This window comes from Pseudomonas sp. (assembly GCF_050739935.1).
Lineage (GTDB): Bacteria > Pseudomonadota > Gammaproteobacteria > Pseudomonadales > Pseudomonadaceae > Aquipseudomonas.
This window is the reverse complement of record NZ_JBOICF010000031.1, coordinates 86,344-100,794: the sequence shown is the minus strand read 5'-3', so window position 1 is coordinate 100,794 and position 14,451 is coordinate 86,344. Positions and strand designations below refer to the sequence as shown.

At 57.1% G+C, this 14,451-nt stretch carries 11 protein-coding genes; 7 read left to right on the top strand and 4 right to left on the bottom strand.

All coding sequences use genetic code 11. The annotated features are described in order from the left end of the window. Positions 1-716 precede the first annotated feature (716 nt). Positions 717-1,409, top strand: a complete 693-nt coding sequence (locus ACRER8_RS05390) for a YoaK family protein (protein ID WP_431745314.1) — start codon at positions 717-719, stop codon at positions 1,407-1,409. Between the two features lie 269 nt (positions 1,410-1,678). Continuing rightward, positions 1,679-2,800: an MFS transporter gene (locus ACRER8_RS05385; protein WP_431745313.1), complete on the top strand. Its 1,122-nt coding sequence runs from the start codon at positions 1,679-1,681 to the stop codon at positions 2,798-2,800. 154 nt (positions 2,801-2,954) lie between these two features. On the opposite strand, the gene ACRER8_RS05380 is transcribed toward ACRER8_RS05385, so the two are convergent. Further along, the gene (locus ACRER8_RS05380) at positions 2,955-3,806 is read right to left on the bottom strand and encodes a LysR family transcriptional regulator (RefSeq protein ID WP_431745312.1); all 852 of its coding nucleotides are present in this window, start codon (positions 3,804-3,806) and stop codon (positions 2,955-2,957) included. 102 nt (positions 3,807-3,908) lie between these two features. Here ACRER8_RS05380 and ACRER8_RS05375 point away from each other — a divergent pair, with 102 nt between their 5' ends. Then, positions 3,909-4,292, top strand: coding sequence for a cupin domain-containing protein (locus tag ACRER8_RS05375; protein WP_431745311.1), 384 nt, complete (start codon positions 3,909-3,911; stop codon positions 4,290-4,292). Positions 4,293-4,496: 204 nt separating this feature from the next. Here ACRER8_RS05375 and ACRER8_RS05370 read toward each other — a convergent pair whose 3' ends face one another. Beyond that, positions 4,497-7,160 carry an autotransporter outer membrane beta-barrel domain-containing protein gene (locus tag ACRER8_RS05370; RefSeq protein WP_431745310.1) on the bottom strand — a complete coding sequence of 888 codons (2,664 nt, stop codon included), beginning with the start codon at positions 7,158-7,160 and terminating at the stop codon, positions 4,497-4,499. Positions 7,161-7,526: 366 nt separating this feature from the next. On the opposite strand from ACRER8_RS05370, the gene ACRER8_RS05365 reads away from it, so the two are divergent. The 3 genes from ACRER8_RS05365 (at position 7,527) to ACRER8_RS05355 (ending at position 10,621) form a co-directional block, all read left to right on the top strand. Continuing rightward, positions 7,527-8,705, top strand: coding sequence for a sugar transporter (locus ACRER8_RS05365; protein WP_431745309.1), 1,179 nt, complete (start codon positions 7,527-7,529; stop codon positions 8,703-8,705). A gap of 339 nt (positions 8,706-9,044) precedes the next feature. Beyond that, the gene (locus ACRER8_RS05360) at positions 9,045-9,326 is read left to right on the top strand and encodes a hypothetical protein (protein ID WP_431745308.1); all 282 of its coding nucleotides are present in this window, start codon (positions 9,045-9,047) and stop codon (positions 9,324-9,326) included. A gap of 443 nt (positions 9,327-9,769) precedes the next feature. Continuing rightward, a complete protein-coding gene (locus tag ACRER8_RS05355) occupies positions 9,770-10,621 on the top strand; it encodes an HPP family protein (protein WP_431745307.1) in 852 nt (283 codons plus the stop codon). 59 nt (positions 10,622-10,680) lie between these two features. On the opposite strand, the gene ACRER8_RS05350 is transcribed toward ACRER8_RS05355, so the two are convergent. Then, the gene (locus ACRER8_RS05350; RefSeq protein ID WP_431745306.1) at positions 10,681-11,544 is read right to left on the bottom strand and encodes a LysR family transcriptional regulator; all 864 of its coding nucleotides are present in this window, start codon (positions 11,542-11,544) and stop codon (positions 10,681-10,683) included. Here ACRER8_RS05350 and ACRER8_RS05345 point away from each other — a divergent pair. Next, positions 11,537-12,022 carry a hypothetical protein gene (locus tag ACRER8_RS05345; protein WP_431745305.1) on the top strand — a complete coding sequence of 162 codons (486 nt, stop codon included), beginning with the start codon at positions 11,537-11,539 and terminating at the stop codon, positions 12,020-12,022. The genes ACRER8_RS05350 and ACRER8_RS05345 overlap by 8 nt on opposite strands. Before the next feature lie 133 nt (positions 12,023-12,155). On the opposite strand, the gene ACRER8_RS05340 is transcribed toward ACRER8_RS05345, so the two are convergent. Further along, complete coding sequence (locus tag ACRER8_RS05340) at positions 12,156-14,441, bottom strand: Orn/Lys/Arg decarboxylase N-terminal domain-containing protein (RefSeq protein WP_431745304.1); 2,286 nt, start codon at positions 14,439-14,441, stop codon at positions 12,156-12,158. Positions 14,442-14,451 lie beyond the last annotated feature (10 nt).

Sequence of the window (14,451 nt, the reverse complement as noted above, 5' to 3'; positions counted from 1 at the left end):
ATATTTTATCTTTAAATCAACAAGTTACAGTGCCTGTTCAGATTACCCCGGCCCATCAAATAATCGTTCCAAATCAAGAACTTACCGTTTAACGCAAGTGCTTTTTTGTGCCTTTTGTGGCTGTTTTGGCTCCAGAATGCGAGCTTAATGACAGCTCGCGCTTATCGAATGGGCCAAGACGCATCCGGTTGTTACTGGGAAGATCTTGTGGCTGCGATACCTGGGGCAATGGTGAAGATCGGAACGTTCTGGCAATGGATTTAACTCGGTTAGCTGAATTAATTCCGAAGACGTTTGCTTATCGTCCTGATCTCGCTCATACCATCGCCCTCTGCAATGACGGTTGTAGCATACGGCACACCGCCGATCTCGTGCCGAATGATCCCGGTTGTGAGCGCGATCAGCGCTCGAAAATTACGGTTTGTCTAAGTCAGTACCGCTAGCGGATCAGTTGTTAAACAGCGTGAGTTCGATAGGAAACAAGGGTCCGATCACGCATCCGACCTTAATTGCTATACGGTGAGAGCATCCGCCAACAAGCTCGTCGGGCCAAGGCGGCCAGCACCAGTGGTAGATTCCCCGTACCCCCCTGAATAGGACTCTCCAGCATCGTCCCGCGCTCTTCCGTCTGATTGTGCAGAAGCTGCAAAGAGCTATAAAGTCCGCATACAGCGAACACGTGTTACGCCTCCCATACACCCAACATTGAGGTCACGGTGCTTCCAGAGTCCAAATATCTAGGGCCGAGGGCCAGGCACTTATCTCGTTTTCGAGGACGGATAGGTCTCTGCTTTGTAGCAAGTCTTTCATTCATCGCCGGTATGACGGACGCCATTGGCTTCGTGGTTACCGGCGACTTTGTCTCATTTATGAGCGGGAATACCACACGTCTCGCCGTGTCATTGAGTACGGATAACTACATCCTCTCCGCTCACATTGCCTTCCTCGTAGCAGCGTTCGTCGCGGGCAATGTCTTTGGTGTCCTCGCTGCCAGGCTCTTTGGACGCCGCGCATGGCCTCTGCTTTTTTGCATTGGGTTGCTCCTCTGCCTCTGCGGGCTTTTCGCTGAGGGCGCAGCGGTCCTGCTGTTGGCCGTGCTTGCCATGGGTATGATCAATGCCGTCGTCGAGGAGGTGAACGGCCTGCCGATCGGACTGACCTACGTGACCGGAGCCCTGTCGCGGTTTGGGCGCGGCTTGGGGCGCTTCCTGCTGGGGGAACAGCGCAATGGGTGGCGCGTCCAGTTGGTTCCATGGACTGGAATGCTCTCGGGCGCCGTGATTGGAGGGGCCATGGCCCGCTCTCTCGGTCTCAAGGCGATGTTAATCAGCGGGGTTATCACAATATTAGTGGGCGTCGCGTCTGCAGCTATTCCACGAGGATGGCAGCTGCGGTATATGCCGAAGTGAGCCCACAAGATTGCTCTTGCCTGGCTCATCCATCAAAAAACCACAAGATGCGGCAAATTGTCCCACCGGTTGAAGTGAATAATGTCGTTTTAGTACGATTGTTGATAGACATTGCGCTCCAGAGCGCTTTGCGTAAGCGTTAACGTCAACCAACGCAACCATAGGACAAATCCGTCCTTAAGTTGTGCGTGGTGTCTATGACGTCCCCCTCACCGGCCGTTCGCGTCGGAACATCTATATTTACCTCATCCTTGTTGCTTGGCGTTCTGTTGATCGCTGCTAATTTGCGCGCGCCGATCACATCGCTGGGCCCGGTTTTAGATCAAGTCCAGCAGTATTTTGCGTTAAGCGCGGCGGCTGCAGGTTTCCTGAACGCACTGCCACTGCTGATGTTCGCCTCTGCTTCGCCACTGGCCCCATGGCTCACTCGACGTTTCGGCCTGGAACAGGCTTTGTTTGGTGCGCTGTGCCTCATCGCCGTCGGTTGCCTTATCCGCTCCAGCGGTACTTTCACGGAACTGTGGGTCGGCACGCTTCTCATTGGTGGTGGTATCGCTACAGCCAACGTGCTGATCGTGCCGCTAGTGAAAAGGGATTTCCCAAGTCACGCGGCCTTATGTATTGGCCTTTATGCCGCGACCATGGCGTTGATGGCGGCACTTGCAAGTGGGCTGTCAGCGCCGCTGTCCTCGCTAACGGATTACACCTGGAAGGTTTCGTTGGGCGTGTGGTTCGTCCTCGCATTTGTAGCTATTGTCTGCTGGCTACCTCACCTGAGGCATGCTCAGGGTCGTGTCGCAGCGCCGGCGCCGCGTGCCGCAAAATCCGTCTGGGGAAGTGCTATAGCCTGGCAAGTGTCGATGTTCATGGCTTTGCAGACCGTGACCTTCTACACCTTGATTGACTGGTATCCCGCGATGGCAAATTCCGTGGGGATAGGGGCCTCCGAGTCGGGACTACATTTGTTGGCTTATCAAGCAGTCGCGGTCGTGGCTAACCTGTCTACTTCCGTTGCGATCAAGCGCTTAAAGGATCAGCGGCTACTGGGATTTGTGTGCTCGCTGGCGATTACGGTAGGTATGGCGGGCCTGGTCTGGGCTCCTTCTCTGTCATTGGTGTGGTTGTTGATCGCAGGAGGCGGGGCAGGTATGTCCATGGTCACATGCCTGACTTTATTCGGTCTGCGGGTTCGTGATCACCATCAAGCAAGTTCGCTATCGGCAATGGCGCAGTGTGTGGGCTATGGCCTGGGATCGGCAGGCCCATTTCTGGCGGGTTGGCTGCACAGCATTTTTGGCACCTGGCAGGTGTCACTGTGGATGCTTTTGGCGGCGGCTGGCTTGCAGATATTCTTCGCCGTTATGGCTGGTCGTAATCGATTCATTGAGTAAGATCATGCATGCGGGGCGCGAGACTGACATACGCTTTGACCAACGTCGTTTCAAGCCCCCAGGCAGCCATCTGGTAGTTGAACATTTCTCCTGGTCGGCTTGGAGTACTAAATCACATACCGCATGTCCATCGTCGCTGATGAGTCGCTGCGCCCTAAAGGTAGTGCTGCCGAATGATCTCTGCCATATCTAATGCGCTATCGCTGGCGTTTTGCGAGACGTGAAGCTCGATTGCGAAGTCGGGCAACAAGGGCAGTCCCGAATCCGCCGTTAGTATTTGAAAACCGTCTGGCACAAGGGAGCGAAGCCAAGGCGTCAGCGCGAGACCACTTCGTACGGTAGCAAGGGTTGTGTCGACTGAGGCATTTTCAAATATCACACGCCAGCCGATCTTCGCCTCCCCAAGCCGGGAAAAGACAGTGCGGCGAAACATGCAAGTCGGCGTCACGAAACATAACGGCAATGGCCTATGTAAAAACAGGTCATCTGAAGTACCTATCCAAACTAAAGGCTCCCGCGAAAGACGCTCTCCCACTCCCTCGTATTCAGGGCACTGACTGACGGTCAAATCGATTAGCCCCTTGGAGAAATCATTCATCAGGTCAACTGATGAGCCTGATACAACGATGACTTCAACGTTCCGACGTTTCTGGGAAAAGCTTTTTAGAACAGGAGCAAAATGTGATCCCGCCATATCATAAGGGACACCAACTCTAACCGTTTCCGTTATATCCGAGTCGGTCATTTCTTCGCAGAGGCTATCGTTGAGATCAAGGAGCCGCTGCGCCTTGGGCAAGAAATCCATTCCACGCCCTGTAAGCCGAGTCCCACGGACATCTCGCTCCAGCAGCTGACAGGCGAAAAAGCTTTCAAGCCGCTTTACCTGCTGGCTGATGCCTCCCTGTGTCAGATGCAGTTGGCGCGCGGCACTGCTGATGCTACCCGTCTGGGCCACAGTGACAAAAGCACGAAGCAGGACGAGATCGATGGTGCGAGGTTTAGGCATGCTAGCGGCCATTACTGTTACTAATGGCGTCATTATAAACATTCGATATGGTGCGTTATCGCCTCGACGTAAAGTTATCTTCCTTTTTACGGAGCGTCTCTCATGAACCTCAGCGGGAACAGCACAAGCATCGAGTCAGCGTTGGCCAAGGTCACACAGCATTGGTCACCGCAGGTCATTGGGTTGGTCAATGACCAGTACATCAAAGTGGCGAAGCTCAAGGGTGAGCTGATGTGGCATTCCCATGCCGATGAGGATGAGATGTTTATGGTGGTGTATGGCGTCCTTAAAATCCAACTGGAGGATAGAGACGTCATCCTTCGGCCTGGAGAATTTTGCGTTATCCCCAAGGGCACCCGACACAACCCAGTCGCGCCGGAAGAATGCGGCATCGTACTGATCGAAACCGTGACCACACAGCATACGGGGGACGAAATCAGCGCTCGAACCGTACCTATCGAGAGGCAACTTGGATCGGCGTCCTGACAACTGAGTTGCTAATGCACGGGTGGGCACCCGTTAAACTATGCACGGCGTGCTCATCGGGGTTGTACCCCGCTTGATTGGAGGATTCTGTTGTAGCAGCCTATGAACTGGACACTCATTTAGACGGTAATACGCGCCAGCCAGACGTGTCTGATGAAGCGCCAGAGGGGAGCTAACAGAGAAACCGTCGCCCCTTTGCAGGACTCACCAACTCACCCTAACCCCCAAAGTCCCACTCACATTCTCCAGCGATTCACTATCCAGATTCGTGTCGTAATCCACCGCAAGATACACACTCACACTCGACGACAACCTCGCCGCCACACCAGCCCCCACATCGGCGCTGGAGGACTTATGTTCGCTCTTGATTCGGTCCAAGCCGTTGTAGGTGACAGTGTCTTTACCCGCGAAGGTGTGCCAACCGTTGGCGCGAACATAGGGCTCTACCGGCGTGTCGTTGACCAGATAACGCCCTTTGAGCCGAGCGCCGACGCGGCCAGTCCAGTAGTCCTGAGAGTCGAAGGCAACGTCGGAGATGCCGTCGTTCTGCTTGTCGAGGTCCACGCTCTGGTGGATGACCTGAACCTGCGGTTCGACCGCCCAGTGTTCGGAGATCGGCAGGGGGTAGCCGCTTTCCAGCGAGAGCGTGACGGCGCGGCCCTCGGTATCGAGTTTGACCCCGCGGTCGGAGCGGTTGGTACCGTTGAGGCGGGTGCCCATTGCCACGGCGTCGAGATACCAGCCTTGGGGGGCCGAGAGGGTCCAGTAGGCGCCGTAATGATCACCTTCAAGCTTCAGGTGACCGGCCTTACGGTGCTGGAAGCCTTCGGCGAAGCCATCGACGTCGCCACGTAACCGGCTCTGCCCGACAAAAAATCCGAAGCGCTGCAGTAGGCCGGAATCCGACGTTGAGGCGTAGAGATCATGGCCGATCTGATAACCCTGGCTTGAGCCGTCAAAGCGCGGGGATGCGGTGCCTGACCAAGTTTTTCTCATATCGCTGCCATAGAGGCGTGCCCAGCCGGCAGGCACTGCTCCCGTTTCGGTCAACAGGCTTTGTTCGCCCTGGCGGTCATGAAATGTACCCAACGCAGACAACGCCATCATTTGCGCCGCAGGCACGATGACCGAATACACCGGCACTTCAAGGCGATAAAGCGGGATCGGATCGGCGCCAGGAGTGGCTTGCGGCACGGCGGGTGTGGTGGCTGCGGGTTCCGGCGAAGTAGCAGCCTGTGCGGTTGATGGCACAGTCGGGGGGTCGGGAGGTGCAACCGGGGTGGAGGTCGGGGGTTCTACCGGCGGTTCGTCGGGGCCGACCACCGGAGGGGGCGCGGCCACGGGCGTGGTGACAGGGGGCACCACTGTGACTGGCGGCGCAGGCGGAGCGCCGAGTACTCCCACCGCAGCCACCGAAGATCGCAGATACCAATTGTTCTCGGTCCCCGCAGTCACACCGCCTTTGAACAGGTAGTACTGATAGGCGCCTGCCGACAGTGAGCCTTTCAAGGCAAAGGCGTCAGTGGTACTGGTGGCCCCATTGAGCGCCTGAACGACTTCGATGCCGTTAGCTCGCGTCAGCCCGCCCTGGCCTCCCAGATTTGTCACGCGCAACTGCGTGTTGCCGCTGATCGAGCCTTGGGACACGACCAGCTTGTCGCTCGCGGAAGTGTCATCACCGAGCACGGTTTGCACCAGCAATTGCCCTCCCTGGCCGACATAGTTGCCGTATACGGCGAGCGTATCGCCGGCAACCGAGCTGCCGCTGGTCATATCGATGAACCCGGCGTTGTTGAGCGTGGCTAATCGGTCTGCCTCATAGGGACGGATCGCGCCTTGGGTCGCTGCCAGCGCGCTGGAGCTATCGATATTGAACGTGCCGGTGGTACTCGTGCTGTCACCTAGGAAAAAGCCGCCTGCGCCGAGGTTAAGAGTCGACTGATCGTTGAGATTGATTGTCTCCCAACCGATGTAACGCGACGGGTTGGCTGATGAAGTGTTGCTGAAGGTCAGGCTATCAGCGCCCAGGCCTCCATCGACCCAAGGCGTTGCGCCCAGCGTGCTTTCCGCAAGGTTGGCGACACGCGCTATATCGTCGCCATCACCCATCAGCACCGACGATTTGATCTGCCCTGCACCATCCCAGTTGAATGTGTCGTTGCCGGCGCTGGCGCGAATCTCTCCGGAAATCACGCCGCCCGTCACGCTGATGCTGTCATTGCCACCGCTGACGCTGACATTGCCACCGATGGTGCCACCGGAGATGCTGATGGTGTCACGGCCAAAGCCGGCCACCAGATTGCCGAGAATCTGGCCGTTGGACATGTCGAAGATATTGTTATCGAGCTTCATGTCGACACGGCCAATTGTGCCGCCGGTCATGGTCGCCACATCGCCGTCTTCGAAGGCCCCGACGATGGTGCCACCGCTCATGAAAAACGTGTCGCGGCTATCTCCCTGGGCCAATGACTGGATCGAGCCTCCGGTCATCTGGAAAATATCGGGCGCCGCTCCCTGTACGACGGCACCGGCGATAGTGCCGGCGCTCATTCGAAGCACATTGGCGCCATCCCCGAGATTAACGGAACCCTGGATCGCGCCAGAGTCCATCAGCAAAAGATCCGCCCCGGGACCAAACCGCACATTACCGTAGACGGTCCCGGCTCCCGCTGCCGGGAAGCTCAGACTGTTGTTGCCCGATAAGTCGGTAAGGGATGGATTGCTACCACTGTCGCAGACGTAACTGTCATCGCCTGCACCGGGTGTCAGTGTGCAGGCTGCTTTAATCTCCGTGACTGGCAATAACAACATAGATACGCAAGACATATAGAGAATATTGCTGACGCCCGCCCTAATGGGCTGCTTCATGACAATACTCCTTCAGGCATAGCCCGAAGCGGATTACTTCCTTTTAATGACCGCTGCCTAATGCGTCAGATGGCACCGAGTTAATACTCCTGTTTTTGAGCTAAGGATACCGGGCGAGACCTGTCAAGTTGAGCCGATGCGCACATGGGCATTTTGACGCAGGTGTGGCTCGTTGTGACAACGTTAACAAGCGCGTAGACTGCACCTCATCTGGCCGCACCCTCTCATACTCATAATATTTTGCTGACCGCATGCACCGCCTCGGTTTAAAAGCCCTGCGCGGCGTTTCTGCTTGTCGGCATTTTGATATGTGAGTTCGGCGGCCCTGTCGTACGGATTTTCTCCTTGAGGCTGACGCGTCCTTAAATGAACACCACCGATGCTCGCACTGGAAGTTGGCTCAGCGTAATCGCGCTGGCCCTGGCGGCTTTTATCTTCAACACCACCGAGTTCGTGCCGGTCGGCTTGCTGAGCGCCATCGGCCACAGCTTCGATATGACTACCGCGCAAGTCGGCCTGATGTTGACGGTTTATGCGTGGATCGTGTCTCTGACGTCGTTGCCGATGATGCTCATGACGCGCAACATCGAGCGCCGCAAATTGCTGACATTCGTATTCGCCCTGTTCATCGTCAGCCATGTGATGTCGAGCGTTGCGTCGAGCTTTGGCATGTTATTGGTCAGCCGCGTTGGCATTGCGCTGTCGCATGCCGTGTTCTGGTCGATCACGGCTTCTCTGGCGGTACGCGTTGCGCCTGCGGGCAAGCAGGTACAGGCGCTGGGGTTGCTCGCGACCGGCACTTCGCTGGCGATGGTGTTGGGTATTCCGCTGGGCCGTGTGCTGGGTGAAGCGCTGGGCTGGCGTACGACGTTCCTGGCTATTGCAGGCGCCGCGAGCCTTACCGTGCTGGTGCTGATCAAGTCGCTGCCGCTGCTGCCAAGCCAGAATTCCGGTTCTCTGCGCAGCCTGCCGATTCTGTTCAAGCGTCCGGCGCTGGTGTCCCTGTATATGCTGACCGCGCTGGTGATCACCGCCCAGTTCACCGCCTACAGTTACATCGAGCCGTTCGCACAGATTGTCGGGAAGATGGACGGTGGCATGATTACCGTCGTCCTTTTGCTGTTCGGCGGTGCTGGCATCCTCGGCTCCATCGTGTTCAGCCGCTACAACAACCGTTATCCACGGGGTTTGTTGATTACGGCGATTGGGGCGTTGGCGTTGTGTCTGGTTCTGCTGCTGCCGCTGTCCGGCAAGGCTTCGTGGATTGCGACGCTGAGTATCGTTTGGGGCATGGCGATCATGTGCTTCGGCCTGGTCATGCAGGCCAAGGTTTTGGCCATGGCGCCGGACGCCACGGACGTGGCCATGTCACTGCACTCTGGCATCTACAACATCGGCATCGGCGGCGGCGCGCTGCTGGGCAGCATGGTGATCAGCCAGTTGGGCATTGCCAATATCGGGCTGGTGGGTGGCCTCGTCGCACTGAGCGGCTTGCTGCTGGCGTGTTTGGCGACGTACCGGTATGGCGAGACCATTCGCGCTTGAAGGGGAACGATCATTATCGTTCCCTCATCCACCATCATTCCCATCGATAACCAACATTCTCGCGATTGCCTTCCGCTCAAAATCCAGAGGCGTACCATCGCCTCATACCCACACACGAACGAGGGCAGGAAAAATGATTATTCATCTTCTGACTTGCTTGACGCTGACAGCTCTCACCAGCTACGTCGTCGCCCTCAAACTTTTCGCGCTGGATTCCGTGCAAGACACGGCAGACGAAAATGTTAATCGTGTTATGGCACCGGCCAACTAAGGCCAAGTAGCTGACACTTATCAGCACCTTTTACCCTTCGACTTTCTGTTTGATGCGGAGCACTCGACATGACCCGAGACGTCACCCTGCACGTTAGTTTTCCCAAATTTGGAAATAACTACTACTCACAACATGTCGTCACTCGCAAAAACCGTCACAACCTGATTGAGGACAATCGTTTCGGTGCCTTCATGATGCCTGCGGCGGAAAACCACTTCAGCAATGAAGTGGTGGGTTTCAACGATCAGTTCCGTTTTCTGACTGATGTGTTGACCATGCATCTGCTGGACGCCGAAGCCGCGCGACCTGCCCAAAGAACACGTCAGTCGGCTCAGTCGCGCAGTCTGTAATCACAGGGTATTTAACGCAGGTTGCTGCGAGCCCAGCGCTGGAAATCAACCACGTTAATGGCCTGTCCACTGTGGACCTGGTGGCGTAAACGCCGATGGGTTTCGCAATTCCAGGAAGACATTCGACGCTCAGCCCAAAGCGGGATTACCAGCGCCGCATGTGGAAGCATGATGAATTAACTTCAGGGTTACTTGGATTTTCAGCGCAGATGGATGGCCTATCTACCTTTAATTCAAAATTATTGAACTGAAACTGCATTATTTCGAATTTGTCTCAAGCGTTCTTTCTAACCACAATCGGTGTGCTTCAACGCGACCGGGGAGTTGCCGCAACAGCTTCCCACCGTCGTGCTGCCCTTTTTGAAATCTGGCACTTGCCCCTTTTGTGCGGAGCTTCGCCTTCACCGGCCAGCTCCTTTTTTTTCATCCCGGAATTGTCCCGCTTGAAAACGCTTCTGCGCAGTTTCATTCCTCATTCGCTCAATACCCGTCCTGCTGAATGGTCCCGTGCTGCCTTGGGCGCTTGTCTGGGCATTTTTCTCAGCGCATTGCTGAGTCGCCACCTATTCGGCATCGACGTGACGTTGCACTTGCTCGGCCCGATCGGGGCGTCAGCCGTGCTGCTGTTCGCAGTATCGACCGGCGCGCTGGCTCAGCCCTGGTCGATCATTGGCAGTTATCTGATCTCGGCTCTGGTTGCGCTGGCGTGTATCCGGCTGTTCGGCAATACCGTCAGCGCCGCAAGTGCTGCGGTGTGTTCGGCGATCGTGATCATGTGCATCTGCCGTTGCCTGCATCCACCGGGCGCTGCGGTGGCGATCAGCATTGTCACCTCGAAACACGAGCTTTCAGCGCTGGGGTTGCAGGTGCTGCTTCCGGTGATGCTAAACGCTGCGTGTCTGCTGATCACCGCATTGATCTACAACAACCTCACGCGGGTGCGTTACCCCAAACCCCACGCCCGAACCGAGGTCGACACCGATACGAGCACGCACGCCGTACACAGCGGCTTCAACAGCCAAGACCTGGAAAAAGCTCTGGATGATGTAGGGGCGTTCGTCGATGTATCACGAGAGGATCTGCAGGCGATTCTGCACAAAACCGAAGCCAACGCTCAGCATCGCAACCGCACGGACATCGACACCACTCGGATCATCACCCGCAGCACGCAGAGCCTGTCCCTTGAGCACTCGGTGGCGGACGCAATGAACATGCTGGCCAGACATGGCGGCAAATATCTGCCAGTGCTGGATGCTGATCGCAAGGTGATTGGCATCATCAGTTTGGTGGATTGACCTACCCCGCTGGACTACAAGTAATCCTGAATTCGCTCCCACAGAAGATCGCGATATGCCTAGATCAACGGATCCCAGCGCTGCGACCAGTCGCCGTCCTCTTTGGCAATTTCCCGCAGCAACTCAAGCGCTCGTTGCAGGGTCGATGAGGGATTTTCCCGCGAATACACCAGATACGTCGGGTAGCTGAACTCGGGCGCCAACGGCACTCGCTCGAAAATTCCGCGATCCAGGTAGGACTGAACCACCCGCGTGCGAAAGTAACCGGCGCCGCCGTTGTCGAGAATGTACTGCAGCGCAAAAGGGCCTAGGTTGAAGGCCACAGCCGCTTTGGACTTTTCCGGCATCGCCGCGTCATGCTGCTGACGGAAAGCAGGGCCCCAATCGATGTAAACGTAAGGCTCGGGCTTGCCGACGACGCGCACCAGAATCAGCTTTTCTTCCAACAATTCTTCAACCTGGAGCCCTGGCCAGTACGCCGGCTGATAGACCAGCGCGGCATCCAGCACACCGCGTTCGATGTCTTTCATCAACGCATCGCCATCCTTGACCTGCGAATGCAATGCATAGTCGGGAATCGCGCTCCTGATCTCGCGCACCCAGCTGAGCATCAGCGGATTGCACAGGCTCATCTCGGCCCCCACACGCAGCACATGGCGGTAACCATCCGGCAGCGGCAGGTCGCGTCGCGCGGCTTCCCAGGTCTGCACCAGTTGATTGGCAAACACCACGAATGCTTCGCCGTCGGATGTCAGTTTCGCGCCGGTCCGATTGCGGATGAACAGCTTGCAGTTCAGGTGGCCTTCCAGCTTCTGCACGCGGGCGGTGATGGCGGTCTGGGTGACGTGCAGCTTTTCGGCTGCGGCCATCAGGCTGCCAAGGCGAACGATTTCGAGAAAGGTACGGGCGAGGTCAATGTCCATCGATACGGCTCGGTGTCTTGCTTCATGCTTCTGGCTTGAGAAACGCTGCGCCATGGTAGCGCAGTGGCCTGCCGTCCAGCGGGAACGCGTGAAAGATTTGCGATTGAAGCGGGGCGCTAGCTGGCAGAAATCTGAAATCCGCTGTCTCATGCAGCAGGTTCGTACAGATCCCGAACCCCTTACCTACCTTTCTGCGGAAAAACACATGAAACACGCCCTGCTCACCGGCCTGCTCCTGACTGCACTTGCCCTGCCATTCGTAGCGGCTGCCAACGACAATGACAGCCAGTGTCAGATGAATCTGAGCAAAGTCCGAGATGCAAAAGTGGCCAAACCTAATCTCAACGATGCCGTGAAGAGCGACGTCGACACCACCGTTCACCGCGCGGAGGCTGCACAGGCGCGGCATAGCGATGATGGTGCGAGGGAGTGCGTTTCGTTGACGCAGCAGGCGTTGCAGAAGATTCAGAGCAACTGAGCTGATCGTCACAGCGAGATCCCTGTGGGATCGAATTCATTCGCGAAAATCGGTCAGCCGACAAAGATGTATAGGCTGTACCAACCTCGCGAATGAATTCGCTCCACAGCTTTATATCGATTTCAGCCCAATATCACTTCAACACCAACAACCGATAAACCCCCGCCTCGTTTTCAATGCCGTGCGTGTCATGGGTAAAGCCCGGAAATGACTTGTCGAAACTCTCCAGCGCCTTGAGGTAAGCCAGCACAGCCCCATCCGACGGCCCAGCATGTTCGCCCGGCATCAGCAGCGGAATTCCCGGTGGATACGGCACGATGCCTGTCGCTGCGATGCGTCCGGCGGCCTCTTCCAAGGTCACTTGCTCGACCTCATTCCTGACCAGTTTCTCGTAGGCTTCGACCGGGCTGAATTCCGCCGTCGGCAGCGTGCCGAAAGCCTGGGCCATGGTCGCCGTGGTTTTGGTTTTCTTCATGGCCGCGAAGATTTCCTCGGCCAGATCCTTTAACCCCATTCCCGCATAGCGCTGCTGATTGGCCGTGAGCAGGTCGGGCAAGCACAGCTCCAGTTCCAGGTTGGTGTCGTAGTCCCGCTTGAAGTCCAGCAACGCGTTGACCAGCGTGCCCCATTTGCCTTTGGTGATGCCGATGGAAAACAGGAACAGAATGGTGAAGTCAGTGGTTTTTTCGACCACGATCCCCTGGTGCCCCAGATATGCGCTCAGTACACACGCCGGGATGCCGAAATCCAGCAGATTGCCGTCGTCGCCCATGCCCGGACTGAGAATCGAGACCTTGATCGGGTCGAGCATACAGTAGCCGTCTTCGATGTCGCCGAAGCCGTGCCAGACCTCGTTGGGGTGCAGGACCCAGCAGTTGGGGTCTGTCTTGAGCTTCAGCGGATCGACTTCGTGGAAAGGAATCGAGGTCGCATCCACCGATACCGACGGCGGCTGCCAGCACGAGAAGAACCAGTCATCGTTACCGAGCATTTCACTCTGCATCCGCGAAATGACTTGGCGAAATGCGATGGCTTCCTCGATGGATTCGTTAGTCAGGATCTGCCCGCTGGGAGCTTCCATCATTGCGGAGCTGACGTCGCACGAGGCCATGATCGCGTAATTCGGCGAGGTCGAGGCGTGCATCATGTACGACTCATTGAACCGCCCGTGAGGAATCGGATTGCGCCCGTTGCGCACATGAATCATCGAGGCCTGTGACAGTGCCGCCAGCAACTTGTGAGTGGATTGCGTGGCGAACACCGTCGGCCTGGATGCGTCGTGATCGTCCGGGCTGCCATGCATCGCGAAGCGGTCTTTGTACAGCGGGTTGAACCGCGCATAGCCGTACCAGGCCTCGTCGAAATGCAGGCGGTCGACGCTCTGCCCCAGCAGCTCTTCGACGCGAGTGACGTTGTAGGTCAGGCCATCGTAGGTGGAGTTGGTGACGATGGCGTGGACGGGCGTCGGATCGATGTCACTCCTGACCAGCGGGTTGTTGGCGATCGCCGCTTTGACACCTTCGGCACTCAGGGTCTGCGGCAGGATCGGGCCGATGATGCCGAAGCGGTTGCGGGTCGGCACCAGATAGGTCGGGATCGCGCCTGACAACGTCATCGCATGCTCGGCGGACTTGTGGCAATTGCGATCACACAGGGCGATCTGATCGCGGGTCACGCTGGCCATGAGGATGACGCGGTTGGACATCGACGAGCCATTGGTCACGTAGTACGTGCGATGGGCGCCGAACACTTTCGCTGCGTAGCGCTCCCCCTGGCCGATCGGACCGCTGTGGTCGAGCAAAGAACCCAACTCGCCAACGGAGATCGACAGGTCCGAGCGCAGCAGATTTTCGCCAAAGAATTCGTAGAACGCCCGACCCGCCGTGCTTTTCAGAAACGCCGTACCGCCCGCGTGGCCCGGCGTGTGCCACGAATATTCGTAGCTACGGGCGAACTTGAGTAGCGCGCCGAACATCGGTGGCAACACGGCCTGACGATAACGCTCGATGGCAGCCAGGATGCGCCCGCTGAGGAAGCGGCTGGTGTCTTCGGGCAGCCAGATGAAGTCGTCGGCGTGCTGCATAACGATCAGCGGGACGTTGGACGCCGTGCTGCGATCGCTGATCAAGAACACCGGCACGCGGGTGTTGCGTTCGCGCAATGTGGTGAGCAGATCGATGCATTCCTGATGGTCCGGGCTCTCGTCCATTTCCCAGCTGAGCAGCACGCACTGAACGGCCGGATCGGTGCTTAGGATCGATTTGGCATCGCTCAGGCTCTCCGAGGTGAGCACGCTGATGGAGCGTTCTTCGACATCACTGATCAGCTGGATCAAGGCCCGGCCGAACACGCTGCGTTTGTCGGGTTGCTTGGTGACCAATAGCGCCAGCATGCCGAGCAGGTGTCTGTATTCCGTCATGATTGAGTCT